Annotated in this window: 24 protein-coding genes and 1 pseudogene; 15 read left to right on the forward strand and 10 right to left on the reverse strand. The window is 64.2% G+C overall.

Translation table 11 applies throughout. The features are described 5' to 3' along the window. Nucleotides 1-23 precede the first annotated feature (23 nt). Both bmt and RTCK_RS00270 read left to right on the forward strand, forming a co-directional pair. Nucleotides 24-1,037, forward strand: a complete 1,014-nt coding sequence (bmt, locus tag RTCK_RS00265) for a betaine--homocysteine S-methyltransferase (protein WP_142590713.1) — start codon at nt 24-26, stop codon at nt 1,035-1,037. 3 nt (nt 1,038-1,040) lie between these two features. Beyond that, on the forward strand, nt 1,041-1,391 hold the full coding sequence (locus tag RTCK_RS00270; protein WP_142520456.1) for a hypothetical protein: 351 nt from the start codon (nt 1,041-1,043) through the stop codon (nt 1,389-1,391). Here RTCK_RS00270 and RTCK_RS00275 read toward each other — a convergent pair. Beyond that, complete coding sequence (locus RTCK_RS00275) at nt 1,388-2,062, reverse strand: 4Fe-4S dicluster domain-containing protein (RefSeq protein WP_142590715.1); 675 nt, start codon at nt 2,060-2,062, stop codon at nt 1,388-1,390. The genes RTCK_RS00270 and RTCK_RS00275 overlap by 4 nt on opposite strands. Nucleotides 2,063-2,163: 101 nt before the next feature. Beyond that, nucleotides 2,164-3,735 carry a trimethylamine methyltransferase family protein gene (locus RTCK_RS00280; RefSeq protein ID WP_142590717.1) on the reverse strand — a complete coding sequence of 524 codons (1,572 nt, stop codon included), beginning with the start codon at nt 3,733-3,735 and terminating at the stop codon, nt 2,164-2,166. Between the two features lie 236 nt (nt 3,736-3,971). Between RTCK_RS00280 and RTCK_RS00285 the strand changes: the two genes are divergently transcribed. Continuing rightward, on the forward strand, nt 3,972-4,670 hold the full coding sequence (locus tag RTCK_RS00285; protein ID WP_142520453.1) for a corrinoid protein: 699 nt from the start codon (nt 3,972-3,974) through the stop codon (nt 4,668-4,670). Nucleotides 4,671-4,711: 41 nt separating this feature from the next. Here the strand turns inward: RTCK_RS00285 and RTCK_RS00290 are convergent, their stop codons facing one another. Next, a complete protein-coding gene (locus RTCK_RS00290) occupies nt 4,712-4,870 on the reverse strand; it encodes an entericidin domain-containing protein (protein ID WP_142520452.1) in 159 nt (52 codons plus the stop codon). Between the two features lie 14 nt (nt 4,871-4,884). On the opposite strand from RTCK_RS00290, the gene RTCK_RS00295 reads away from it, so the two are divergent. From RTCK_RS00295 to RTCK_RS00325, 7 genes are all read left to right on the forward strand, one after another. After that, complete coding sequence (locus tag RTCK_RS00295; protein ID WP_142590719.1) at nt 4,885-5,526, forward strand: DUF1638 domain-containing protein; 642 nt, start codon at nt 4,885-4,887, stop codon at nt 5,524-5,526. A gap of 112 nt (nt 5,527-5,638) precedes the next feature. After that, nucleotides 5,639-5,941, forward strand: a complete 303-nt coding sequence (locus RTCK_RS00300) for a virulence factor (protein ID WP_142590721.1) — start codon at nt 5,639-5,641, stop codon at nt 5,939-5,941. Further along, complete coding sequence (locus RTCK_RS00305; protein ID WP_142520449.1) at nt 5,934-6,515, forward strand: methylenetetrahydrofolate reductase C-terminal domain-containing protein; 582 nt, start codon at nt 5,934-5,936, stop codon at nt 6,513-6,515. Before RTCK_RS00300 ends, RTCK_RS00305 begins: the two co-directional genes overlap by 8 nt. Next, nucleotides 6,512-7,603 (forward strand): methylenetetrahydrofolate reductase, encoded by a 1,092-nt coding sequence (locus RTCK_RS00310; protein WP_142520448.1) that lies wholly within the window; start codon nt 6,512-6,514, stop codon nt 7,601-7,603. The genes RTCK_RS00305 and RTCK_RS00310 overlap by 4 nt, the downstream gene beginning before the upstream one ends. A 73-nt stretch (nt 7,604-7,676) precedes the next feature. Further along, complete coding sequence (locus RTCK_RS00315; protein ID WP_142590723.1) at nt 7,677-8,645, forward strand: methyltetrahydrofolate cobalamin methyltransferase; 969 nt, start codon at nt 7,677-7,679, stop codon at nt 8,643-8,645. Between the two features lie 80 nt (nt 8,646-8,725). Then, entirely contained in the window at nt 8,726-9,037 is a 312-nt protein-coding gene (locus tag RTCK_RS21140; protein ID WP_142590725.1) for a CopG family antitoxin, read from the forward strand. Further along, on the forward strand, nt 9,034-11,061 hold the full coding sequence (locus RTCK_RS00325) for an ASKHA domain-containing protein (RefSeq protein ID WP_142590727.1): 2,028 nt from the start codon (nt 9,034-9,036) through the stop codon (nt 11,059-11,061). The genes RTCK_RS21140 and RTCK_RS00325 overlap by 4 nt, the downstream gene beginning before the upstream one ends. Here the strand turns inward: RTCK_RS00325 and RTCK_RS00330 are convergent, their stop codons facing one another. Continuing rightward, complete coding sequence (locus RTCK_RS00330; protein ID WP_408004488.1) at nt 11,062-12,000, reverse strand: LysR substrate-binding domain-containing protein; 939 nt, start codon at nt 11,998-12,000, stop codon at nt 11,062-11,064. It abuts the gene before it with no gap. Between the two features lie 154 nt (nt 12,001-12,154). On the opposite strand from RTCK_RS00330, the gene RTCK_RS00335 reads away from it, so the two are divergent. After that, nucleotides 12,155-12,361, forward strand: coding sequence for a hypothetical protein (locus tag RTCK_RS00335; RefSeq protein WP_142590731.1), 207 nt, complete (start codon nt 12,155-12,157; stop codon nt 12,359-12,361). Nucleotides 12,362-12,552: 191 nt separating this feature from the next. After that, entirely contained in the window at nt 12,553-13,572 is a 1,020-nt protein-coding gene (locus tag RTCK_RS00340; protein WP_142591410.1) for a GlxA family transcriptional regulator, read from the forward strand. A 36-nt stretch (nt 13,573-13,608) separates the two neighbouring features. Here the strand turns inward: RTCK_RS00340 and RTCK_RS00345 are convergent, their stop codons facing one another. The 3 genes from RTCK_RS00345 to RTCK_RS00355 all read right to left on the reverse strand — a co-directional run bounded on the left by RTCK_RS00345 (nt 13,609) and on the right by RTCK_RS00355 (nt 19,736). Beyond that, nucleotides 13,609-14,445, reverse strand: a complete 837-nt coding sequence (locus tag RTCK_RS00345) for a response regulator (RefSeq protein ID WP_142590733.1) — start codon at nt 14,443-14,445, stop codon at nt 13,609-13,611. A gap of 151 nt (nt 14,446-14,596) precedes the next feature. Beyond that, nucleotides 14,597-17,110 (reverse strand): GcvT family protein, encoded by a 2,514-nt coding sequence (locus RTCK_RS00350; RefSeq protein WP_142590736.1) that lies wholly within the window; start codon nt 17,108-17,110, stop codon nt 14,597-14,599. A 142-nt stretch (nt 17,111-17,252) separates the two neighbouring features. After that, complete coding sequence (locus RTCK_RS00355; protein WP_235988428.1) at nt 17,253-19,736, reverse strand: mechanosensitive ion channel family protein; 2,484 nt, start codon at nt 19,734-19,736, stop codon at nt 17,253-17,255. A gap of 136 nt (nt 19,737-19,872) precedes the next feature. On the opposite strand from RTCK_RS00355, the gene RTCK_RS00360 reads away from it, so the two are divergent. After that, a complete protein-coding gene (locus RTCK_RS00360; RefSeq protein ID WP_142520441.1) occupies nt 19,873-20,124 on the forward strand; it encodes a GlsB/YeaQ/YmgE family stress response membrane protein in 252 nt (83 codons plus the stop codon). A gap of 10 nt (nt 20,125-20,134) precedes the next feature. On the opposite strand, the gene RTCK_RS00365 is transcribed toward RTCK_RS00360, so the two are convergent. The 3 genes from RTCK_RS00365 to RTCK_RS00375 all read right to left on the reverse strand — a co-directional run bounded on the left by RTCK_RS00365 (nt 20,135) and on the right by RTCK_RS00375 (nt 21,627). Next, the gene (locus tag RTCK_RS00365) at nt 20,135-20,677 is read right to left on the reverse strand and encodes a DUF924 family protein (protein WP_142590738.1); all 543 of its coding nucleotides are present in this window, start codon (nt 20,675-20,677) and stop codon (nt 20,135-20,137) included. A gap of 4 nt (nt 20,678-20,681) precedes the next feature. Next, nucleotides 20,682-21,179 carry a heme-degrading domain-containing protein gene (locus RTCK_RS00370; RefSeq protein ID WP_142590740.1) on the reverse strand — a complete coding sequence of 166 codons (498 nt, stop codon included), beginning with the start codon at nt 21,177-21,179 and terminating at the stop codon, nt 20,682-20,684. A gap of 79 nt (nt 21,180-21,258) precedes the next feature. Further along, nucleotides 21,259-21,627, reverse strand: coding sequence for a response regulator (locus RTCK_RS00375; protein ID WP_142520438.1), 369 nt, complete (start codon nt 21,625-21,627; stop codon nt 21,259-21,261). Nucleotides 21,628-21,996: 369 nt separating this feature from the next. Here RTCK_RS00375 and RTCK_RS00380 point away from each other — a divergent pair. Continuing rightward, nucleotides 21,997-22,480, forward strand: a pseudogene (locus RTCK_RS00380) (cupin domain-containing protein). A gap of 96 nt (nt 22,481-22,576) precedes the next feature. After that, nucleotides 22,577-23,941 carry an APC family permease gene (locus tag RTCK_RS00385; RefSeq protein WP_142590742.1) on the forward strand — a complete coding sequence of 455 codons (1,365 nt, stop codon included), beginning with the start codon at nt 22,577-22,579 and terminating at the stop codon, nt 23,939-23,941. Nucleotides 23,942-23,945: the final 4 nt, after the last annotated feature.

The following is a 23,945-nucleotide window of genomic DNA, read 5'->3' on the forward strand; positions in this document are numbered from 1 at the left end:
CCGAGAAGCACGAGGAGCACCCCATGACGGCCCCCAATCCCCTTTCCGACCTGCTGGCCGAAAAAGGCGTGCTGCTGGCCGACGGCGCCACGGGCACCAATCTTTTCGCCATGGGACTGGAAGCGGGCGAAGCGCCTGAGCTCTGGAACGAGACGCATCCCGGGCGCATCGACAAGCTGCACCAGGATTTCGTCGATGCCGGTGCCGACATCATCCTGACCAACTCCTTCGGCGGCACCCGCCACCGGCTGAAACTCCACCATGCGCAGGACCGGGTCTTCGAGCTCAACCGGCGGGCGGCGGAGATCGCCCGGGCGGTTGCCGATCGCGCGCCGCGCAAGGTGATCGTCGCCGGCTCCGTCGGCCCGACGGGGGAACTGCTGCTGCCGCTCGGCGCACTGACCTACGAGGACGCCGTGGCCGCCTTCGCCGAGCAGATCGAGGGCCTGAAGGCGGGCGGCGTCGACGTCGCCTGGATCGAGACGATGTCGTCGCCCGAGGAAATCCGTGCAGCCGCCGAAGCAGCAGCCAAGGTCGGCGTGCCCTACACCTATACCGGTTCCTTCGACACCGCCGGAAGGACCATGATGGGTCTCGACCCGAAGGACATCCATGGGGTGGCGGCAGACATCGGCGAAGGACCGGTTGCCGTCGGCGCCAATTGCGGTGTCGGTGCCTCCGACATCCTGTCCAGTCTCCTCGACATGACGGCGGCCGATCCGGACGCCGTCACCATCGTCAAGGGCAACTGCGGCATTCCGGAATATCGCGGCGCCGAGATACACTATTCCGGCACCCCGCCGCTGATGGCCGAATATGCAAGGCTTGCCCGCGACGCGGGGGCGAAGATCATCGGTGGCTGCTGCGGCACCTCCTGCGAGCATCTGGCGGCGATGCGCCATGCTCTCGATGATTACACACCGCGGCCACGGCCGACGATCGAGGAAATCGTCGACCGCATCGGGCCGCTGCGCAACAAGACCGCCAGCCAGGGGGGCGGCGAGCCCGGCCGCGAACGCCGGCGCAGACGAGGCTGATCCATGACGAACGTTTCTCCCATAGCCAACCGTGACATGGTAGCGGACAGCCTGGCCGGACTGAGCGACGAGAACCGGTCCTGGCTGATGCTGCTGATGGAGAACCCGGCGGCGGACGACACGCTGCTCGATGGCCTGCACCTCTATCTGGACCGGCAGTCGGAGGCCCGCATACTCAATTCACTGAAGCTGCAGACATGCGCCGAATGGCTGGGCGGCACGGCGCCGGCGCGGTTGCAGGTGCGCCTGATGGAAGCCGCACGCTCCAGCCAGCACGCAGCCTATGCCAGCTTCCGCGAAGGCCTCGTACGGTCGGGCGGCCTCGAACGGGCCTATCCGAAAGCCAAAATCTAGAAGAGCGCCTGCATGTGGAACCGCACTTGTTCCGGCGGGTAGCGGAACTGCGCGCCGACGGGACAGGCATCGCGGGCGCGGCAACCTTCCACCATGCATGTCTCCTGCCCGGCGTCAGAGCGAAGATAGGCTCTGCAGGCTGCAACATCGAAGCGTTCCTTAGCCACCGCACCGGCCGGACAGGCCGCGGTGCAGGCGTCCTCCCAGCCGTCAGCGGACGGATCTCGATCGCGCAGGGACAAGCATCCGTCAAGTTCGAAGGGGAAGCCGAGGGCGCCGCGATAACCGTGCCAGAGGCCGTAGCGCGGATGGAGAAGGATGCCGAGCGGCGACGGGGCGAGCGCCTCCGCCCGCATCGCCCATTGCTGAAAAGGCTGGTAGGGCGGATCGGACGGGAACCAGGCAGTCGCTGCGAGCTTCCGGGCAACCGGCTGGATCATCGCCTTCGACCAGGTGTCCAGCGGATCGGGCCCGCCATAGCGGCGGCGCCAGCGCGAAAAGGCGGGCCAGACCGACCCGCCGATATTGCCGAGAAGAACGACGGAAAGGGCAGTTCCGCCACCGTCAAGCGCGGGTCCCTCCCCTTCGCCGAACCGCGCGATCCCTCGAAGCAGGATCCCGGCCGGCTCGAGCCCCGCCGAAATCTGGTCCAGGATGCCCCTGCCCGTCACCGCGGCTCACCGGGCTTGTAGTGCGGCCGCCAGACCTCGGCCTGGATGAAGTCTGCGACGGCCGCCGCACCGCCTTGCTCCCTGGCGGCTCCGGGATCCTTTCAGGTGAAGGCGTCGGGCATGGAATCCTTGCGCTCCTTGATGAAAGCGAGCAGCGCCTCGTCGATGGCCGAATCGAGCGCCGGCGCTTCGTAGCCTTCCAGCCAGGACCGGCAAAGCGCATTAGCGCGCTCCTCGATCCGCTTTTCGCCCTCGATCTCCCATTGCTCAAACGAGTTGTTGTCGGCAATCGGCGAGCGATAGAAGGCCGTCTGGAAATTGGCCTGCGTGTGGGCGCAGCCGAGATAATGGCTGCCGGGACCGACTTCGCGGATCGCGTCGAGCGCCTGGCCCGATTCCGACAGGTCCACGCCCTCGGCGAACTTCTGCATCATGCCGAGTTGGTCCTGGTCGATCATGAACTTCTCATAGGAGGAGACGAGCCCGCCCTCCAGCCAGCCCGCCGCGTGAAGCACGAAGTTCGTGCCCGCGAGCAGCGTCGTGTTGAGCGTGTTGGCGGATTCATGAGCCGCCTGGGCGTCCGGCACCTTGGAGCCGCAAAGCGAGCCGCCGGTCCGGAACGGCAGGCCAAGCCGCCGCGCCAGCTGTGCCGCGCCATAGGATACCAGCGACGGCTCCGGTGTCCCGAAGGTCGGCGCACCCGACTGCATGGAAATGGAGGCGGCGAAGGTGCCGAACAGGACCGGCGAGCCCGGCCGGATGAGCTGGGTCAGAGCGGCGCCGGCCAGCACCTCGGCGAGGATCTGCGTCAGCGTGCCGGCGACCGTCACCGGGCTCATGGCGCCCGACAGGATGAAGGGCGACACCACGGACGCCTGGTTGTGCCGGGCATAGACCTTCAATGCTCCGACCATGGTCTCGTCGAACACCATCGGCGAATTGGCATTGATGAGGTTGAGCGTCACGCAGTTGTTGTCAACGAACTCCTCGCCGAACACCAGCTTGCACATGGTGATCGTGTCTTCCGCCCGCTCCGGGGCCGTCACCGATCCCATGAACGGTTTGTCGGAATACCTGATATGGCTGTAGACCATGTCGAGGTGACGCTTGTTCACCGGAATGTCCACCGGCTCGCAAACCGTGCCGCCCGACGAATGCATGGACGGCGCCATGTAGGCGAGCTTCACGAAGTTGCGGAAGTCCTCGATCGTCGCGTAGCGGCGCTTGCCCTCGAGGCCGCGCACGAAGGGCGGACCGTAGACGGGAGCAAAGACAGTCGCGTTGCCGCCGATATGGACATTGCGCGCCGGGTTGCGCGCATGCCAGGTAAACTCCCTCGGCGCCGTCTTCAGAAGTTCGCGGCAGAGGCCTTTCGGAAAGTGGACGCGCTGGCCTCTGACGTCCGCTCCGGCCTCTGCCCAGAGCGCAAGGACCTCCTCGTCGTCGCGGAACTCGATACCGATCTCTTCGAGAATCGTATCGGCATTGCGCTCGATGAGCTGCAGCCCCTCCTCGTCGAGCACTTCATAGACGCCGATCCTGCGGGTGATATAAGGCAGCGAAGATCCCGGTCCGCCGCCTGTTCGCAAGGCCCGCCGGCCTGCCGCACCGCGCTCTCCCCGCGAGCGCCGCCCCCCGCCTGCCGCTTCCGTATGCTGGTTCAAATCGTCCATGGTCTTCCTCGCCTCGCACCGCCGGCGCCTGCCGTCACTGATGCGCCATGCTAGGCTGCGGGGCAGGACGAACCCTGCCTTTCTGCGCCACGGGCTTGCGCAGATCAGACATCGCCGCGGACTCCTCCGTCGCTTTTCCATCAAGCCGAGGTCGTTTTCGAGGAAGTTGCGAAGCGTTTTGCGTTTCATCATGTCCGGACAGGCGCGATCCCGTGCCGCACCAGAATGGAAACGCCATGTCCGACGACGAGATCATTCTCTCCGAACTTTCCGACAAGGAACTCGTGCAGCAGATGCACGACGACCTCTACGACGGCCTGAAGGAGGAGATCGAGGAAGCAACGCGCATACTGCTCGACCGCGGCTGGGCGCCCTACGACATCCTGACCCAGGCCCTGGTCGAGGGCATGCGGATCGTCGGGATCGACTTCCGCGACGGCATTCTTTTCGTTCCCGAAGTCCTTCTGTCGGCGAATGCGATGAAGGCCGGGATGACCATCCTGCGTCCGCTGCTGGCTTCGACCGGGGCACCGAAGCAGGGCAAGATGGTCATCGGCACCGTCAAGGGCGACATCCACGACATCGGCAAGAACCTCGTCGGCATGATGATGGAAGGCGCCGGCTTCGACGTCATCGATCTCGGCATCAACAATCCGGTCGAGAATTACCTGGAAGCCATCGAACGCGAGAAGCCGGACATCCTCGGCATGTCGGCACTGTTGACCACCACCATGCCCTACATGAAGGTCGTCATCGACACGCTCAAGGAAAAGGGCATCCGGGAGGACTACATCGTCCTCGTCGGCGGCGCGCCGTTGAACGAGGAGTTCGGCAAGGCGGTGGGCGCCGACGCCTATTGCCGCGATGCGGCCGTGGCGGTCGAGACGGCCAAGGACTTCATCCGCCGAAAGCACAACTCGCTCGCCGCGCGTTGACAGGAAAAAGCCGGCGCGAGGCCGGCTTTTCAGTCCGCACGTCAGCGGGCGGCGCGGTCTACGCTACGGCCGGCGTCCTGGGTAGCATCCACCGCGTTTGCCGTATCCTGGCCTACGCCGCGGATCGTATTGCCGCATGAACTGAGAGCTGCCGCCGTAGCGAAGAGGGCTGCTATAAGCGTGACTGTCCTTGCCGTCATGATAGAGTTCTCCGATGGTTGACGATCGAAAAAATGCGGAAAATGACCTTCCGCCACAGGAACGCCCTAATCGCGAAAAGGTTCACGTGATCGCGTGCGGGGCGCTTGCGCGTGAAATTCTCGCCGTCTGCGCCCAGCACGGGCTCAGCCATGTAGACATCCGGTGCCTGCCGGCGATCTGGCATGCCTATCCGCAGAAGATCGTCCCCGGCCTGCAGGACGCGGTCGCCGAAGCCCGTGCAGCCGGCTTCGAGAAGATCTTCTTCGCCTATGCCGATTGCGGCACCGGCGGCGACATCGACCGCCTCTGCGAACGGGAAGGCATCGCCCGCATCGAAGGACCGCACTGCTATTCCTTCTTCTCCGGCAATGCGCATTTCGACGCGAAAGCCGAAGACGACCTCCTGAGCTTCTTCCTCACCGATTTCCTCGCCCGCCAATTCCAGGCCTTCGTGGTGGAGCCGCTCGGCCTCGACCGGCACCCGGAACTGAAGGACATGTATTTCGGCAACTACCGCAAGCTCGTCTATCTGTCCCAGGAAGAGGACGAGGCGCTCCAGGAAAAGGCCAGGGCCGCGGCCGATTTCCTCGGCCTCGAATACGAGTACCGCGTTACCGGCTACGGCGATCTGGTTCCGGCGCTGCGCTCTCTTTGACCTTGCCGCACTGCCGTCACCGGCCGCGTCGCTTTTTGCTCTCTGCGACGTCGTGGCAAGCGCAGTCCCGGCCAATTCCGCCGTGCATGCTGCAGAAAAACGGGAGCAATGCATGGCTGATCGGATCGTCGTCTACTGGCGGGACATTCCGGCACAGGTGATCATCAGGCAGGGACGCAAGGCGGCCAAGCGCGAGCTTTCTCTGCGCTTCACCGAGGCGATCGACATGTGCGCCATGCGCTCAGGCGCTGCGGCAACCGATGATTATCTCGCGGAATGGCGCAGGGCAGACCCGGTGCCGGTGTCGGACGATCTTGAGGCGGAAGCCGAGCGCGCAGCCGCCGAACTGGAAACAGCCTACGACAAGCAGCGTCTTTCAGCCCTCGTCCAAAGCGGAGGGCGCGAGCATGGTTGAGGCGAAGCTCGCCACCGGCAATGCCGGCGCGGCGAAAAAGGCGGCCTCGGGCGCCTATGTCCCGAACGACGTGTCGCCGAACCGCCGCGTCCAGCGCCGCTATTCGGTTCGGCTCTGGTCGGTGCGCCATTCGCGCCTGCTCGAATGGTTCTACGTACAGTTCGCCCACGGCTTCCTCCTTCTGCACCCGATGTGGAAGGCGATAGGCTACCGGCGCGCCGAAGCTCCGGTCACTTTCGTCGAGAAGCGCGTCAAGGGGCTCCTCTTCGACTGTCGCATGTGCGGCCAGTGCATCCTGTCGTCGACCGGCATGTCCTGCCCCATGAACTGCCCGAAGCAGTTGCGCAACGGTCCCTGCGGCGGGGTCCGGGCCAACGGCAACTGCGAGGTGGAGCCGGACATGCCCTGCGTCTGGGTCAAGGCATGGGAAGGCTCGCGCAACATGGTGAAGGGCGACGCGATCATGGCGGTGCAGAAGCCGGTCAACCAGTCGCTGCGGGAGACCTCCTCCTGGCTGCGGGTAACGGCCGAGGCGGCGGCCCACAGGCAAGCAGGCGAGGACGGCAGGGTATGAGCAACGACATCGATCCCCACGATCCGGGCGCTCCCCTCGCCCCCCTGCCCGGCCATTCCTCCCGCGGCCGGCTGGAACGGGTGCTGCGGTGCGGCGAATTTGCGGTCACGGCCGAGCTCAACCCGCCCGACAGCGCCAATCCCCAGGACGTCTACGATCGGGCAGCGGTGTTCGACGGCTGGGTGGACGGGATCAACGCCGTGGATGCCTCCGGTGCCAACTGCCACATGTCCTCCGTCGGCATCTGCGCGCTGCTGACGCGCATGGGCTACGCGCCGATCATGCAGATCGCCTGCCGCGACAGGAACCGCATCGCCATCCAGGGCGATGTGCTGGGCGCCTCCGCGATGGGCGTCCAGAACATCCTGTGCCTGACCGGCGACGGCGTGCAGGCGGGCGACCAGCCGGGCGCGAAACCGGTCTTCGACCTCGATTGCATGTCGCTCCTCTCCACCGTCCGCACCATGCGCGATGAGGCGAAGTTCCTGTCCGGCCGCAAGCTGACCTCGCCGCCGCAGGTCTTCCTCGGAGCTGCGATCAACCCTTTCGCACCGCCCTACGACTTCCGGCCCTACCGGCTCGCGAAGAAGATCGAGGCGGGCGCGCAGTTCGTACAGAGCCAGTATTGCTTCGACGTGCCGATGTTCCGCGACTACATGACGAAGGTCCGCGATCTCGGCCTGCATGAGGAGTGCTTCATCCTCGTCGGCGTCGGCCCCCTGGCCTCCGCCAAGACGGCGCGCTGGATCCGTTCCAACGTGCCGGGCATCCACATTCCGGACAGCGTCATCGCGCGCCTCGAAGGTGCTGACGACCAGAAGCGGGAAGGCAAGCAGCTCTGCATCGACATCATCAACGAGGTGAAGGAGATCCAAGGCGTCGCCGGCATCCATGTCATGGCCTACCGGCAGGAGGAATACGTCGCCGAAATCGTGCACGAATCCGGCGTCCTCAAAGGCCGCCGGCCATGGACCCGCGAGGCCAACCCGGGTGACCGGGTCGTCGTCGAACGGCTCACCGAAATCGGCGGAGGCAAGGAGGAACACCAGCAGCAGCTCGCAGACCGCGCCGCCCACAAGCCCCATTGATGAGATCGCCAGGCTCCCGCCCGGCTCACCCAGCTACCGACAAACCCGCCTTTCCCGGCGCCGGAGATCCCGAATGACCCGCACCATCGTCGCATCCGCCTCCAGAGAAATCGCCATCGGTTTCGACCAGCCCTTCTGCGTCATCGGCGAGCGCATTAACCCGACGGGCCGCAAGAAGCTCGCCGCCGAGATGGTGGAGGGCAATTTCGACACCGTGATCAGGGACGCGCTGGAACAGGTCGCCGCCGGCGCCACCATGCTGGACGTCAACGCGGGCGTAACGGCGGTCAACCCGAACGAGACGGAGCCGTCGCTTCTCGTCCGGACGCTGCAGATCGTACAGGACCTCGTCGACGTGCCGCTGTCGATCGACAGTTCCGTCACGGCGGCCATCGAGGCGGCGCTGAAGGTGGCGCGTGGCCGGCCGCTCGTCAATTCGGTGACCGGCGAGGAGGAGAAGCTCGAAGCGATCCTGCCGCTCTGCAAGAAGTACGACGTGCCGGTGGTGGCGATCTCCAACGACGAGTCCGGCATCAGCCAGGATCCGGACGTCCGCTTCGCGGTCGCCAAGAAGATCGTCGAGCGTGCGGCCGACTATGGCATCAAGAGCCACGACATCGTCGTCGACCCGCTCGTCATGCCGATCGGCGCGGTCGGTTCCGCCGGACTGCAGGTCTTCGCGCTCGTGCGCCGGCTGCGCGAGGAACTGAAGGTCAACACCACCTGCGGCCTGTCCAACATCTCCTTCGGCCTGCCCCACCGCCACGGCATCAATGCCGGCTTCATTCCCATGGTGATCGGCGCCGGCATGACGAGCGCCATCATGAACCCCTGCCGCCCCCAGGAAATGGAAGCCGTGCGCGCCGCGAACGTCCTGAACGGCGCCGACGAGAACTGCTACAACTGGATCAAGACCTATCGCGACTACAAACCCCTTGAGGGCGGCGCAGTTGGCGTCCCCGCTCCGGCCGCCGCATCCAGCGGCTCCGGCCGCCGCGGCGGTCGTGCGGCACGGGTTGGGGTGGGCGGTGCGCAGGAGTAGAGGATGCAAACTGCCTTGCACCCGACACCTGTATCCGGCCGAGATGTGTGTGCACATCCACGAACGGGAGATTAGGCGCTATGGAGAGGAATGAGCGAAAGAAACTACCGCACTTCGCTTCCGATGATGAAGCCGAAGCCTTCGTCGACACCGCAGACCTCGCAGAGTGTGACCTGTCGGGTCTCACAACCGTGCGCTTCGGGTTTGACAGGAAGTCGGCTCAGCTCAACATGCGTCTGGCCGAGGCCCTTCCCGCTGCCGTCAAGCGGAAGGCGAAGGAGCGTGGGTATTCCCTAGGCCCGTCTGATCCGCGAAGCGCTGGAACAGACCGCACGCAAATAACCCAAACAGCGATTTTCCGATCCCTATGCCGCCAGAGTGAAAAAGCATGACCGCACCCCACCCCCTCGTCCTCTTCATGCCCTCCGGCAAGCGCGGGCGCTTTCCCGTCGGAACGCCGGTGCTGGAGGCGGCGCGGCAGTTGGGCGTCTATGTGGAGAGCGTTTGCGGGGGGCGGGCGACCTGCGGGCGGTGCCAGGTTTCCGTGCAGGAGGGGCAGTTTGCCAAGCACGGCATCACCTCCTCCAATGCCCATCTCTCCCCGGTCGGGCCGAAGGAAGAGCGCTACGAGCGGGTGCGCGGACTGCCGGAAGGGCGGCGGCTCTCCTGTTCGGCTCTGATCATGGGCGATCTGGTGGTCGACGTGCCGCAGGATGCGGTCATCAATGCCCAGGTCGTCCGCAAGGAGGCCGATGCGCGTATCATCGAGCGCGATCCGGCCGTTCACATGTGCTACGTCGAGGTCGAGGAGCCCGACATGGAAAGGCCGCTCGGCGATCTCGACCGGCTGAAGGCGGCACTGGCGAAGGACTGGCGCTATGGCGACCTGGAGGTGGATTTCCACCTGATCCCGAAGGTGCAGGCCATCCTGCGCAAGGGCGAATGGAAGGTCACCGCCGCCGTCCACAGGGATCATGACGAAGACCGGCCGCGGCTGATCGCGCTCTATCCGGGCCTGAAGAACGAGGCCTACGGGATTGCCTGCGACATCGGCTCGACGACCATCGCGATGCATCTCTCATCGCTGCTGTCCGGCCGTGTCGTCGCTTCGACCGGCGCGTCCAATCCGCAGATCCGCTTCGGCGAAGACCTGATGAGCCGCGTGTCCTACGTGATGATGAACCCGGACGGGCGCGAGGCGATGACCTCGGCGGTGCGGGGGGCCCTCAGCGACCTGATCGACAGGGTCTGCGAACAGGGCGACGTGCGGCGCGAGGACATCCTCGATACCGTCTTCGTCGGCAATCCGATCATGCACCATCTTTTCCTCGGCATCGATCCGACTGAACTCGGGGGCGCCCCCTTCGCGCTTGCCGTTTCGGGCGCCGTGTCGGTAAAATCCTCTGAAATCGGGCTGTCGCTGAACGAGGGAACGCGCACCTATGTACTGCCCTGCATTGCGGGCCATGTGGGCGCCGATGCCGCAGCCGCGACGCTTTCGGAAGGGCCGCATCGGCAGGACGAGATGATGCTGCTGGTCGACATCGGCACCAATGCGGAGATCGTCCTCGGCAATGCCGGCCGCGTCGTTGCGGCCTCCTCGCCGACGGGCCCCGCCTTCGAGGGCGCGGAAATCTCCGCCGGGCAGCGCGCCGCCTCGGGCGCGATCGAACGCGTGCGCATCGACCCCGTGACGCTGGAGCCACGCTTCCGTGTCATCGGCATCGAGCCCTGGTCGGACGAACCTGGCTTTGCCGAAGCGGCGGCGGAGACGGGCGTCACCGGCATCTGCGGCTCGGGCATCATCGAGGTCATCGCCGAAATGTACCTTGCCGGCATCATTTCGGAAGACGGCGTCGTCGACGGCGCCCTTGCGGCCCGCTCGTCCCGTATCCTCGCCACCGGACGCACCTTCGCCTACCTGCTGCACGACGGTGAGCCGCGCATCACCGTCACCCAGAACGACGTGCGCGCCATCCAGCTCGCCAAGGCCGCACTTTATGCCGGGGTGAAGCTGCTGATGGACAAGCAGGGCATCGATCACGTCGACCGTATCGGCCTCGCCGGCGCGTTCGGCACCTTCATCGACCCGAAATATGCAATGGTGCTGGGCCTCATCCCTGATTGCGACCTGGAGAACGTCAAGTCCGTCGGGAATGCCGCCGGAACCGGCGCGCGCATGTGCCTGCTCAACCGCGGCTATCGCCGGGAGATCGAGGAAACCGTCAGGAAGATCGAAAAGATAGAAACGGCTCTTGAACCGAAGTTTCAGGAGCATTTCGTGCATGCCATGGCGCTGCCCAACAAGGTGGACGCCTACCCCCACCTCGCCCGGGTCGTGACGCTGCCGGAACGCAAGACATTGGCGGAGGGTGCGGAAGCGGGCGGACGCCGGCGCCGGCGCGGACGCGAATAATCAGGCGGCGGCGCGGGTCATCTGGCCGTAGAAATCGCGGATGCTCTCGGCCACGGCCTTGCCGGGCACGGAAAGCTGCGGCGTCGTGATCAGCCGCACGTCGAAGCTGAAGAGCTCCGGCAGTCCTTCCTGTGCCCCCAGGACCACCATCTCATTGGCCACATAGGAGCGCGGGAACGGCGCGATGGCAAGGTCCGACAGAACCGCCGCCCGCTGCGCCATCGTATGGGCACTGGCATAGGCCACGCGATAGGGGCGCTTGTGCCTCTCGAGCTGCGCGATCGCCTCCTGGCGCCAGCAGCAGCCCTCCTCCCAGACCGAGATCGGCAGCGGGTCGCGCAGATGCGCGTTGCCGCACTTTGCCCCCGCCCAGACCAGCCGCTCGGTATGGATCACCTCGCCGATGCCGGAGAAGGAGCGCGGATTGCAGTTGAAGAGGGCGAGGTCCAGCCGCTGCTCCTCGACGCGCTTGCGAAGCGCCGAGCTCATGTCGACCGTGACGTCCACCATGATGCCGGGAAAATTATCGGCGAAATCCTTGAGGATGCGGGGCAGTAAGCGCTCGGCAATGTCGTCGGGGGCCCCCAGCCGCACCACGCCGGAAAGCTCCGGCATCACGAAGCGCGACACCGCCTCGTTGGAGAGCGCCAGCATCCGCCGGGCATAGGAAAGCAGCATTTCCCCATGTTGCGTCAGCGTCACCGAGCGCGCGTCGCGCAGGAACAGCGTCGTCTTCAACTGCTCCTCCAGTTTCTTGATCTGCATGGAGACGGCGGAAGGCGTGCGCAAGACCGCCTCCGCGGCGGTGGAGAAGTTCCCCGTCTCGGCGATCGCTACGAAGGTCCTCAGCACATCATTGTCCAGCAGCGGCAGCGGCGGGCGGAAGGGTACGGTCATCGGGCGATCCTTCAACAAAACTGAACCTAAATACGATATCATTTCGTTTGATTGAACGTCAAGCCAGCGGCATGGTGTTCTCATCGAAGATAACAGCGCACCGGAAGCACCACAAAAAATCATGAGACGGATCATCCCCATCTAATTGATAGATGGATCCTGTCTCCGTCATCATCGCAGGCAAAGGAGAAGCACCATGGCATCGACATCGGCATCCACACATCACGTCTCCGGCTGGGGACTTCGCTCGGTCACCCGCCCTCTCATCAGGCTCGCCTCGCGCGTACAGACGGAGTGGCGTCATCGCCAGACGGAAAGACTGCTGGAATCCCTCCCCTCCGATATCCGCAAAGACATCGGCTGGCCGGCGACGGATGGATCGCATGAAACGCGCATCCACTGACCCACCCCTGCCCGCTTCCGGTCCGTCCGGACCGGCAGCGGGCAGGCCTGAAAGTGGAGCAGCACGCGTCGCAAATTTTATCAACCCGCTAGCGCCAGCCCCACTTTCCGATGGGCTTTTTTCATGGCAATGTCGCAATTCAAGCACTGGCGCAATCGCCGTGCACCTTGAGGTATCGCGGCATGAACGTGATGAGCAAGCAGCCGGTCGTAAAGCGGACCCTCGTCTTTTTCCTCGTACCTGATTTCACGCTGCTGCCGTTCACGGCGGCCGTCGAGACGCTGCGGATCGCCAACCGCATGCTGGGCTACCCGGCCTATGACTGGCGGCTCTGTTCGACTGACGGAGAAAAGGTCTACTCCTCCGCCGGCATCGCGCTGGAGGTAAACTCCTCCGTCGCCGACGAGCGCAGGAATCTTGGCGGCGAGAACCGGCCGAACATGGTCCTGGTCTGCTCCGGCATCGACATCGACCAATATCAGAACAAAACGGTGAATGCCTGGTTGCGCGAGACCTACAACCGCGGGATCGCCATCGGCAGCCTTTGCACGGGCGCCCATGTGCTGGCACAGGCCGGCCTCCTCAACGGCAAGCGCTGCGCCATCCATTGGGAAAACCTGCCGGGCTTCGCCGAAGCCTTCCCGCAGGCGGAAGTCTATGCCGATCTCTATGAGGTCGACGGCAATGTCTACACCTGTGCCGGCGGCACCGCCTCGCTCGACATGATGCTGAACCTGATCGGCCAGGATTTCGGCGAGAACCTCGTCAACCGGGTCTGCGAGCAGCAGCTGACCGACCGCGTACGCAACCCGCACGACCGGCAGCGGCTGCCTCTGCGCGCGCGGCTGGGGGTGCAGAACGCAAAGGTGCTCTCCATCATCGAACTCATGGAGAACAACCTGTCGGAACCGCTGTCGCTGGTGGAGATCGCCGACGATGCGGGCCTCTCGCGCCGGCAGATCGAACGCCTGTTCCGCCAGGAGATGGGCCGCTCTCCTGCCCGCTACTACCTGGAGATCCGCCTGGACCGTGCCCGGCACCTCTTGGTGCAGTCCTCCATGCCGGTCGTGGAAGTGGCCGTCGCCTGCGGTTTCGTGTCGGCCTCGCATTTCTCCAAGTGCTACCGCGAGGTCTACAACCGTTCGCCGCAGCAGGAGCGCGCCGAGCGCAAGCTGACGATCGCCAGCTCCCGCCAGAGCGTCGCCGCCTGAGCGGCGTCACCCGTTACAGATCGATGCGTTCCAAGCTCAAGCAGCCGCGGGCGTCTGCTGTCCCTGCATGGAGCGGATCTGGATCAGCGTGTCCAGGTTTTGGTTGACGCGGCAATAGAACTCCTCGTCGATGAAGGGCCGCAGCATGAAGTCGTTGCCGCCAGCCTTCAGGAAGCGCGCCGATAGCAGCCGGTTGGACGAGGACGAGACGCCGATGATGCGCAGTTCGTGCGAGCCCCGGACGGAGCGGATGCGGCGCGTCAGCTCGAAGCCGTCGATGTCGGGCATGTTGTAGTCGGTCACCACCAGGCCGATGTCCGGGTTGCCCTTGAGGATCTCGAGCGCCTTGGCGCCGCTGTCGGCGGTGCTGACGCGGAAATTGTAACGCTTCAGGCGGCTGGTCAGCAACGCCCTGGCCGTCGGGCTGTCGTCGACGATCAGCACGTGGTGGCGATGGTTGGTGAGGAAGCGGGCCACCGATTCCGCCAGCATGTCCACCGCGAACACGTTGTCCTTGATGATATAGTCCACAACATCCTTCGACAGCAGCTGATCGCGCGTGCCCTCATGGAAGGTGCCGGTGAAGACGATCGTCGGGATGCTGAGATCGATCAGGTATTCCAGCGCCTCGCCGCTTTCGGCACCCGGAAGATTGATGTTGGAGATCGCCAGCGTGACGGGTTCGGTGGAGCGGTCGTAGGCAAGCTGCAACTCCTCGAAGTTGCGGCAGATCTCCACGTCGATGCCGAAAAGTTCCTTCAGGCGCGTACCGATCATCGAGGTAAAGACGTTGGAATCCTCCGCCAGCAGAATGCGGGCATCTGCCAGAGATTGGCCGGAATACTGCATTCCGGAAATGCCAAGGAAAGTCATGTTACCCCTTCGGTCGGTTGCTGTGCCCTGATGGAACACATAGTCGCGACTGATTTGCGGAACCGTTAATGGCGCGCTAACTTGTTGGAGAAAAAGGAAAAGGCGGCACGAATGCCGCCCTTGAGGTAAATGCTCCGTTACTCGTGCCGGTTCAGGCGCGCAGCACCGTATTCTCCGGATCGAACGGGCTCTCCGGCACGACGGTCGCGTCGTAGAGCGAGCCCAGGATCTTGATCTTCAGCTTCGTGCCGATTTCCGCCTTCTCGGGCTTCACCATGGCGAGCGCCAGCGACTTGCCGATACGCCAGCCGAAGCCCCCGCTTGTGGCCCGGCCCACCAGTTCGCCCGCCTCGTCGTAGATGGCTTCCGAGCCGCGCGCGTCGACATCCGTGTTGCCCTCCACGACGAGCGTCACGAAGTTCCACTTCAGCCCCTTTTCCTTGTAGGCGAGCATCGCGTCGCGGCCGGCAAAGGATTTTTCCGGCCGGATGAAACGGTCGAGCGCGGATTCATAGGCATTGTATTCGATGGAGAGCTCGCGACCCATGTTGCGGTAGGATTTCTCCACCGCCATGGCGCCCATCGCCCGTATGCCGAAGGGCTTGATGCCGAACTCGGCACCCGCCGCCATCAAGCGGTCGAAGATATAGGCCTGCATCTCGATCGGGTGATGCAACTCCCATCCGAGTTCGCCGACGAAGTTGACCCGCAGCGCATGGGCGCTGGCGACCCCGATCGAGACCGGCTTGGCGGTCAACCAGGGGAAGTCCTTGTTCTCCAGGCTCGTGCGGGTGAGCTTCTTCAGCACGTCGCGCGACTTCGGACCGGCGAGCACCAGCACACCGTATTTCTGGGTGATCGGCTGGAGCTGGACGGAGCCGTCCCGCGGCGCAAGGCGCTGCAGCAGGTCGTGGTCGTGTGCTTCAAGCCCGCCGGCCGAGACCAGGTAGAAGCGGCCCGGCGCCCATTCATAGACGGTGAATTCCGCCCGCACCCCGCCCGCCGGCGTCAGGAGGTGGCAGAGCGCAATGCGGCCGCGCTTCTTCGGAACCGTGTTGGCGAGGATCGAGTCCAGCCAGGCGCGGGCGCCGGGTCCGGAAACCTCCATCTTCGCAAACGGCGACATGTCCAGGACGCCGACATTCTCATGGACGTTGCGCACCTCGTTTCCGACATGCTCGAAGTAGTTGGAGCGGCGGAAGGACCACTTCTCGACGATCCGCCCGTCATCGAGCGGCGGCGCATGGTTATGGCTGGTGATGACGTCGGCGCCGACGCCGAGTTCGCTCTTCGGCACCTCGTAGCCGTGCGGCGCAAACCAGTTGGCCCGCTCCCAGCCATAGACGGAACCGAACACACCCCCGAGCTTCTTCAGCCGGTCGTAGATCGGCGTCGTCTTCAGCGGCCGGGCCCCGGCACGCTCTTCGTCCGGATAATGCATGGTGAAGACATTAGCATAGGCCTCCTCGTTCTTCGCGATGAGATAGCCTTCCGTCGCATAGGGGCCGAAGCGGCGGGGATCGACGCCCATCAGGTCGACCGTCGGCTCGCCATCCACGATCCACTCGGCAAGCTGCCAGCCGGCTCCGCCGGCGGCCGTGATGCCGAAGGAATGACCTTCGTTCAGCCAGAAGTTCTTCAGGCCCGGCGCCGGGCCGACGATCGGATTGCCATCCGGCGTATAGGCGATGGCGCCGTTATAGACCTTCTTGATACCGACTTCGCCGAAGGCCGGGACACGTACGATCGCCGCCTCGATATGCGGCATCAGCCGGTCGAGGTCCTCCTGGAAGAGTTCATATTCGCTCTCCGCCGACGGACCATCGACATAACAGACCGGCGCACCGACCTCGTAGGGGCCGAGGATCAGGCCGCCGGCTTCCTCGCGCATGTACCAGGCGCTGTCCGACTCGCGCAGCACACCCATTTCCGGCAGGCCCTGGCGCCTTCGCTCCTGGATCGCCGGATGCGGCTCGGTGACGATGTACTGGTGCTCGACGGGGATGACCGGAATGTCGATCCCCACCATCTCGCCGGTCTTGCGGGCAAAGTTACCGGTGCAGGAGATCACATGCTCGGCAGTGATCTCCCCCTTGTCGGTGGTGATCTTCCAGAGACCACCGGCCTGCTGCTCGATGGCGGTGACGGTGGTATTGCGGTATATGGTGGCGCCGCGGTCGCGCGCACCCTTGGCCAGCGCCTGCGTCAGGTCCGCCGGCTGGATGTAGCCGTCGTCCGGATGCTGGATGGCGCCGAGCAGCCCGTCGGTTTCGCAAAGCGGCCAGACTTCCTTCACCTGCTCCGGCGTCAGGATGTTGACCCTGACGCCGATCGTCTCGGCTATGCCGGCATAATACATGTACTCGTCCCAACGATCCCTGGTGCGGGCAAGCCGGATGTTGGAGACCTTCGCAAAACCGACGTTCATGCCGGTTTCCTGCTGGAGTTCCTCATAGAAGCGGACGGAATATTTATGCAGCTGTCCGACGGAATAGGACAGGTTGAAGAGCGGCAGCAGACCCGCGGCATGCCAGGTGGAGCCGGAGGTCAACTCCTTGCGCTCGATGAGCACCGCGTCGCTCCAGCCCTTCCTGGCTAGGTGATAGAGCGTCGAGACGCCCACCACGCCGCCTCCGATCACGACGGCACGCGCATGTGTCTTCATCGAAACGAACCCCTCGAGTCGGCCGTGCCGGCAGGCAGGCGGCGTATGGATCTTGTGGTTCGGGGACTATGCCGCCGCTGCCCGCCCGCCAAACGCCTGAAGACGACATGCAAAAAGCTCGCCGCGACGGCCGGAAGCCGCCCTAGACGCCGTCTCCGCCCTCGACCTTATCCTCCGTTCCGCGCCTGTCATTCGCCGGATCGCGACCTGGACGCGGCAGGATCATGATATCCTGGCGGGTATAGGGTATTTCGATCCCCTCCCGCTCGAAGCGGCGCAGGATGTCCGTGCGTACACCGTTGCGGATGCGTAAGCCGTCGGAATAGTCGGCGAGATGGAAGCGCAGTTCGAAATCGAGCGAAGAGGCGCCGAAGGCCACGAAGTCCACATGCGGCTCGGGATTGCGCAGCACTTCGGGCACCGCATCGACGATCTCCAGCAAGATCGCGATGACGCGCTCCGGATCGCTGCCATAGGCAACGGATACCGGAATTTCGGAACGCTGGATCTTGTTGCGATGCGTCCAGTTGCCGACGGGCGAGTTGATGAGATCGGAATTCGGAACGATGATCGACTGCTTGCGGAAGGTCTCGATCTCGGTGGCGCGCACGGAGATGCGTTTGACGATACCTTCCGTCGTTCCCGTCACCACATGGTCTCCGACCTTGAATGGCCGTTCAACCAGCAGGATCAGACCAGAGACGAAGTTCGACACGACGTTCTGCAGGCCGAAACCGATGCCCACCGAAAGTGCCGAGGCCACGAGGGCGAGGCTCGAGAGGTTGATGCCTGCGGCCGACACGCCGATGATCACGGCAAGCCCGATGCCGAGATAGCCGATGCCGGTCTTGACGGAGTTCCGGACCCCGACGTCCACCTGGCTTCGGGCCATGACGTTGCTGTCGACCCACTTCTGCACCCAGCGGGTCACGAGATAACCGAGCCCGAACAGCAGGATGCCGCCGACGATACCGACCAAGGAAATCGTGATGTTGCCGATCGTGATGTCCGTAAAGAAGCGGTAGAACCACGATTCGATGTCGGCTACCTGGAAGCCCCAGGTCAGCAGGATCAGGGGAATGCCGGTGAGGAGCGCGAAGGCGTAGATCGCAAGCCCCGCGACCAGACCGGCCTGGTCCAGTGCCACCTCCCCCCATTTCAGACGCTGCGCAAGCCGCTCCCCCATTGCCGTACGGCCGAAGGCTCCCTGCTTGGAGACCGCCTTCCCGCTAAGCAGGCCGATATAGATGGTCACCAGCACCGCACCGGTGAGCACGATCTGGGTCGAGACGAAGCGGGCAAAGCCGATATATCCGGCAAGCACGGCGAACAGGAGCAGCGCCCCGATCAGCCTGAGCGTGAGCGGCAGGAAGCGCGGCCATGGCCGGCCGGGAGCAGTCGGATCGCCCTCCTTCGCCAGGACCGGACGCATGAAGGAAAGCGCGATCAGGATGATGCCGATGATCGACGACGCGACGAGGCTGCGGGCGATCGTCAGGATCAGTGGCGAAGCGACCGCCTCGCTGATCGTCCCGAAGAAGTAGTCCAGGCCGTTGACGACCGCCATGACGATGACCGCCCAGCCGATCAGCCGGGCGCCGCGATCCGTCAGCCGCACCAGGCGCCATTCGGGCTCGTTCGGCGCCAGCACGGCATAGGTCAGCCGGGAAACGAAATAGACGAACCAGATGAACCCGAACAGGGCCGCGATGATGGGAGCGATGTCGCTCCTCAGGACGCTGAAGCCTTCGAGCAGGAGATAGCTGGCGGCAAGGAACGCCGCGAGTGACATGGTCCGAACGACGGTGGACGCGAAGGCGACCGTCAGCCTTCTCAGATAGGACGGGCCGCCGTCGGCGTGGTCGCGCCGGATGAACCGGCCGAACAGCCGGTAGGCGCCGGAAAGGAAGATCAGGCCGGCGGCGAGCGACAGGAAGACCGCAGCCAGCAGCGGCAGGGTCTTGTATTTCCACGCAAAGCTCAGCCAGCTTCCCATAGCGTTGCCGAAACGTCGAAGCTCGGTGACGTAGGCGTCCCCGGCATCCGTAAAAAGCTGCGGCGTGATCTCGGTGTGCCGGAAGAGCGTCTGGGTGAAGAGGTTGCGGCGGATGGTGGTGATGGTGTTGGCAAGCTGCGTAGCGGTGCTGGACAACTGCTCCGCGTCTTCCACGATGACATTGATCTCGGCGCGCTCGTTGAGGAGCTTGTTGCGCTCCTCCGTCACCAGCGGCGGTTCCGGCGGCTGCCCGCCCTGGGGCGGTTCGCCAAGATCCGTCAAGCGCGCCTGGATCTGCTGCACACGCGTTGCAAGCGTGGCGGAAGCCTCCTGCATCTGCGCGACGATTTCCTCGGCCTGAACCCGCAATTCCGCAAGGCGGGCGTCGTCCCGCACGTCGCGCTGCATGGCCTCCTGTAAGGTCTCTAGCTGCTGGCGGATGCCGCCGAGCTTGTCGCGCATCTCGATATTGATGGAATCAGCCGTGACTTCCGCTTCCTGTGCCTCCTGCGCCATGGCGATGCCGCCGAAGAGTGGCGGAGAGCCGCCAGCGGCAATGCCCGCAAAGATGACAAGCGTCATGACGAGGGCGCGGAGCATCATCGGAAACGGGACGGACGATCTATTCATGCAACCACCGAAAGAGAGGATTCGCCGGCGAAGATAGTTTCGCACCAGCCGGAAGGAAAGCCGCTCGCGATTATGCCGATGGAACCCGGGAACATTGTGGCGCGTTGGCATGCGCAACACCAAAGGAGGGTAAGGCATGGAAGACGCAGGCATCGGCTGGATCGCAGCCATCATCATCGGCGGCATCGCCGGCTGGCTCGCCGAGCAGTTCATGAAGAGCAACATGGGTGTCTTCATGAACATCCTGCTCGGCATCGTCGGCGCCATCATCGCCAACGCGCTGCTGGGCCTCGTCGGGATCACGCTGGGCGGCTGGATCGGCTACCTGATCGCCGGCTTCATCGGCGCATGCATTCTCATCGCCGTGGGGCGGATGATCAGGCGATAGCGCCAAGGCATCAGAAACCGGCGCCGGGCTTCGATAGATAATCGATCTCGGCGCCGGTCGATTCGCGGCCGAGAAATCCGTTGCGGTGGGGGAAGCGGCCGAACTGCCGGATGACAGTAAGGTGCCGTTCCGCGTAGTCGAGGTATTCCGGGTCTCCCAATGCACGAAAGAGCTCCACCGATCGTTCCTGATCGGCAAGCGTCTCCGAGTGCTCGAAGGGCAGATAGAAGAAGGCTCGGCGTTCGGGCCCGACCGCCTGGTCCGCGCCGGTTTCGATCGCCAGCCGTGCCTCCCGCAAGGCCATCCAATCGGCCGCAAAGGCCAAGGGTGTTCCGCGATAGATGTTCCGGGAAAACTGGTCGAGCACGATGATAGCCGCAAGCCGCTGATCCGGATTGCTCCTCCAGTCGACGACGGTACCCCTTGCCAATGCCAGGTGGGTCTGACCGAATCGCTCGCCGATGGCGGCATCCAGGTCCGGCAAGACCTGGAACCATTGCTGCCGTGTCAGTTCCTCGAACCAGAAGCGCAACACCGTCTGCGGCTGTTCCATCCTGTTACGTCCTGTCCAGGCAGAGGGCGGCATTGTCCTTGCCGAGCAGACGGCAAAGGGCTTCCACCACCATGTTATGGTCCTCCCTCTGAGGCAGTCCCGAAACGGTGACAGCCCCGACGCAGCCTGTCCCCTCCACGATAATCGGGAAGCTGCCTCCATGGGTGGCGAATTCGGCCGGAGATACTCCGTACTTTGCCTCGACCGTGGTTCCCTGCGCCGACAGCGCCAGGCCGAGGGCATAGCTGGACCGGAAGAAGCGCAGCGTTACCGCCCGCTTTCGCCGTACCCATGCGGCATTGTCCGCCGTGGTGCCGGGCAAGGCGCAGTAAAACAGGGGCATGGAGTGAAGGTGGACGTCGATCACCACGCCCGCTTGCCGCTCCAGCGCCATTTCGCGCAGCAGCGATCCGAGTTCCCAACCCGTCGCGGCATCGAAGCGGGGGAAGCAGAGCGCCCGCTCCTGTTCGAGGATCCTGTCGAGATCTTTTTCGATGGTCATGTCACTATCCTGATCGGTGGATGTAGGTTGATGGCAAGCGCGGGCAGAAGTAAAGGGCGCCGCGTTCACGTCGTCCGCATCAGGCGGCCATCAGCCGGTGGATGGCCGAGAGCAACATGTCGTGCGGGTAGGGTTTCGGAAGAAAGACGGTGTTGGCGGGCAGCATCATGGGATCAAGGCGGACAATGCCGGAGGTGATGATGATGCCCGTATGCGGCCGGATCGCCCGAACGCGCTGCGCCAGTTGAATCCCATCCATGGAGCCCGCCATGTTGACGTCGGTGAATACGATGTCGATATCCTTGCGGTGACGGAGGTGATACATCGCCTCGTCCGCATTTGCCGCCTCCAGCACTACATGGCCCACGTCCTCGAGCGCGTCGAGTGTCGTGAAGCGTACGATGGGTTCATCCTCCACGATGAGAACAACGGCCTTTTCAGCGGGCATGAACGGCTCCTGGCTGCCTGGCGGCTTTTTATCGTCGGTGTCGCGCCAACCGGCAGGCGAAGCCGGTCGGCGTGGGCGGCATATAGGCCACGCACAGGCGCTTCGCCAGAGGCGCTGATGCCGGGCTTCCTTCGCTGACGGCATCCGGTGCCCATCCCGTTCCGGAACAGAGCGCACCATTCCGCGACCATCCGGCGGAGCACTTGAAGATGTCCTTCACCAAGGGCTTGCGTTACCCCGCTCCGATGTTGAACATGGCGTCAAACCTGCGTTAGCTCCTGCTCAGCCGGCCAAGACCGCTCAGGGGCTCGCGGACCCACTGCTCGCGAAGAGCCGGTGAGCCCCACCAAGAACCTACGAGGACCGGACATGACGGACCACCCTCACCACGACCCGGCCGAACGGACGGATTGGCGCGAGAACGGCGTCAAGGTCATCCCCGGCAACGCACTGGACCCCCAATACCGCACAAACTCCCGGAATGAACCGGGCGACCGCGATCAACCATGCACGGGCCGGCGCGGAAAAGATCTGGGCCGGTACCGTCACGATCCACGCGAATGCGAAGACCGGCGCCCATCATCACGGCGATCTGGAAAGCATCATCTATGTCGTCAGGGGCAAGGCGCGGATGCGCTGGGGAGACAATCTGGAATATGTCGCGGAAGCCGGTCCCGGCGACTTCATCTACGTGCCACCCTATGTTCCCCATCAGGAAATCAACGCCAGCCGTGACGAAACGCTGGAATGCGTCCTCGTTCGCTCCGGTCAGGAGCCCGTGGTGGTCAATCTGGACATCGAACCTGTCGAGAAGCCGGAGACTGTTCTTTGGAAGGACCCGATCCACCGCTGAACTCACAGGGCTGGCCAACGGACTGTTTTACAAGGCCCTTTCCTTCCCCGCTCTTCGCTCTAGCTGTTGACGATGATGCAGGTGGAGGAAGCGGAGATGACTGCCGGAACCGAGGATGCTCCTGAGGACAAGACGAAGCTGAAGCGGGTCATGGGGCCTGGCCTCCTGCTGCTCTTCATCATCGGCGACGTGCTCGGGACAGGCATCTACGCCTTGACGGGCGAGGTTGCGGCCGAAGTCGGCGGCGTAGTCTGGCTTCCCTTTCTGATTGCTTTCGCCGTCGCGTTGCTGACCGCCTGCAGCTATCTGGAACTGGTGACGAAATATCCGAAGGCGGCCGGCGCCGCCCTCTACACGCACAAGGCGTTCAACATCCATTTCCTCACGTTTCTGGTGACCTTTGCCGTGATGTCGTCCGGCATCACCTCCTCCGCCACCGCATCGCGCGCCTTCGCCGCCAACTTCGCGACCGCCTTCGGACTGGATTTCGGAGCTTACGGCGTGCCGCTGATCGCCTCCGTCTTCATCGGGCTGGTGGCGCTGGTAAACCTCCGCGGAGTGAGCCAGAGCGTCAAGATGAACGTCGTGCTGACACTCGTGGAGTTGTCCGGGCTGCTGATCATCATCGGCATCGGCTTCTGGGCGATCGCCGGCGGCCAGGGCGACGTCTCCCGCGCCTGGACGTTCGACACGGGCGGCGAGCGCGGCATTTTCTGGGGCGTCATCGCCGCCACCACCCTCGCCTTCTTTGCAATGGTCGGCTTCGAGGACTCGGTCAACATGGCGGAGGAATCCAAGAACCCGAGCCGAATATTCCCCAAGGTGCTTCTCACCGGCCTTGCGATCACCGGCGTGATCTATGTTCTCGTCTCCATCTCCGCCATCACGCTTGTCCCGGCGGCCGAACTCAGCGAAGGGGAGACACCTCTGCTCAAGGTGGTGCAGGCAGGCGCTCCTGGCTTCCCGATCAGCGTCTTCGGCATCATCACCATGTTCGCCGTAGCCAATTCCGCGCTGATCAACATGCTGATGGCCAGCCGGCTGATCTACGGCATGAGCCAGGAGGGCGTGCTGCCGGCCGTCTTCGGACACGTCCATGGTGAAAGACGAACGCCCGATACGGCGATCATCTTCACCTCCCTGCTCGCGGTGGCGCTGATCCTGTTTGCAGGCGGAGTGCCCGAACTCGGCGGCACCACCTCGCTTCTGCTTCTCTGCGTCTTCACGGTGGTCAATGTCGCCGTGCTGGTCCTGCGCAAGGACCGCGTCGCGCACGAACACTTCCGCACGCTGACCGTCCTGCCGGTTCTGGGCGCCCTATCCTGCGCCTTCCTTGCCGGTCCCTGGACCGGGCGGGACCCCGTCCAATACGGGATCGGGGCCAGCCTGATCGGCCTCGGCGTCGTTCTTTGGGCAGCAACCGTGCTATTCATGCGCCGGCGGGGTGAGAACCCTGCCTGACCGA

The sequence above is a fragment of the Pseudorhizobium endolithicum genome (genome assembly GCF_902153245.2).
Taxonomy (GTDB): domain Bacteria; phylum Pseudomonadota; class Alphaproteobacteria; order Rhizobiales; family Rhizobiaceae; genus Neorhizobium; species Neorhizobium endolithicum.

Bases quoted from the DNA above. Each gene is read 5' to 3' on its own strand.
- bmt (WP_142590713.1), top strand. From the start codon at position 24: ATGACGGCCCCCAATCCCCTTTCCGACCTGCTGGCCGAAAAAGGCGTG.
- RTCK_RS00270 (WP_142520456.1), top strand. From the start codon at position 1,041: ATGACGAACGTTTCTCCCATAGCCAACCGTGACATGGTAGCGGACAGC.
- RTCK_RS00280 (WP_142590717.1), bottom strand. From the start codon at position 3,735: ATGGACGATTTGAACCAGCATACGGAAGCGGCAGGCGGGGGGCGGCGC.
- RTCK_RS00285 (WP_142520453.1), top strand. From the start codon at position 3,972: ATGTCCGACGACGAGATCATTCTCTCCGAACTTTCCGACAAGGAACTC.
- RTCK_RS00290 (WP_142520452.1), bottom strand. From the start codon at position 4,870: ATGACGGCAAGGACAGTCACGCTTATAGCAGCCCTCTTCGCTACGGCG.
- RTCK_RS00295 (WP_142590719.1), top strand. From the start codon at position 4,885: ATGGTTGACGATCGAAAAAATGCGGAAAATGACCTTCCGCCACAGGAA.
- RTCK_RS00300 (WP_142590721.1), top strand. From the start codon at position 5,639: ATGGCTGATCGGATCGTCGTCTACTGGCGGGACATTCCGGCACAGGTG.
- RTCK_RS00305 (WP_142520449.1), top strand. From the start codon at position 5,934: ATGGTTGAGGCGAAGCTCGCCACCGGCAATGCCGGCGCGGCGAAAAAG.
- RTCK_RS00310 (WP_142520448.1), top strand. From the start codon at position 6,512: ATGAGCAACGACATCGATCCCCACGATCCGGGCGCTCCCCTCGCCCCC.
- RTCK_RS00315 (WP_142590723.1), top strand. From the start codon at position 7,677: ATGACCCGCACCATCGTCGCATCCGCCTCCAGAGAAATCGCCATCGGT.
- RTCK_RS21140 (WP_142590725.1), top strand. From the start codon at position 8,726: ATGGAGAGGAATGAGCGAAAGAAACTACCGCACTTCGCTTCCGATGAT.
- RTCK_RS00325 (WP_142590727.1), top strand. From the start codon at position 9,034: ATGACCGCACCCCACCCCCTCGTCCTCTTCATGCCCTCCGGCAAGCGC.
- RTCK_RS00330 (WP_408004488.1), bottom strand. From the start codon at position 12,000: ATGATATCGTATTTAGGTTCAGTTTTGTTGAAGGATCGCCCGATGACC.
- RTCK_RS00335 (WP_142590731.1), top strand. From the start codon at position 12,155: ATGGCATCGACATCGGCATCCACACATCACGTCTCCGGCTGGGGACTT.
- RTCK_RS00340 (WP_142591410.1), top strand. From the start codon at position 12,553: ATGAGCAAGCAGCCGGTCGTAAAGCGGACCCTCGTCTTTTTCCTCGTA.
- RTCK_RS00345 (WP_142590733.1), bottom strand. From the start codon at position 14,445: ATGACTTTCCTTGGCATTTCCGGAATGCAGTATTCCGGCCAATCTCTG.
- RTCK_RS00350 (WP_142590736.1), bottom strand. From the start codon at position 17,110: ATGAAGACACATGCGCGTGCCGTCGTGATCGGAGGCGGCGTGGTGGGC.
- RTCK_RS00355 (WP_235988428.1), bottom strand. From the start codon at position 19,736: ATGAATAGATCGTCCGTCCCGTTTCCGATGATGCTCCGCGCCCTCGTC.
- RTCK_RS00360 (WP_142520441.1), top strand. From the start codon at position 19,873: ATGGAAGACGCAGGCATCGGCTGGATCGCAGCCATCATCATCGGCGGC.
- RTCK_RS00365 (WP_142590738.1), bottom strand. From the start codon at position 20,677: ATGGAACAGCCGCAGACGGTGTTGCGCTTCTGGTTCGAGGAACTGACA.
- RTCK_RS00370 (WP_142590740.1), bottom strand. From the start codon at position 21,179: ATGACCATCGAAAAAGATCTCGACAGGATCCTCGAACAGGAGCGGGCG.
- RTCK_RS00375 (WP_142520438.1), bottom strand. From the start codon at position 21,627: ATGCCCGCTGAAAAGGCCGTTGTTCTCATCGTGGAGGATGAACCCATC.
- RTCK_RS00385 (WP_142590742.1), top strand. From the start codon at position 22,577: ATGACTGCCGGAACCGAGGATGCTCCTGAGGACAAGACGAAGCTGAAG.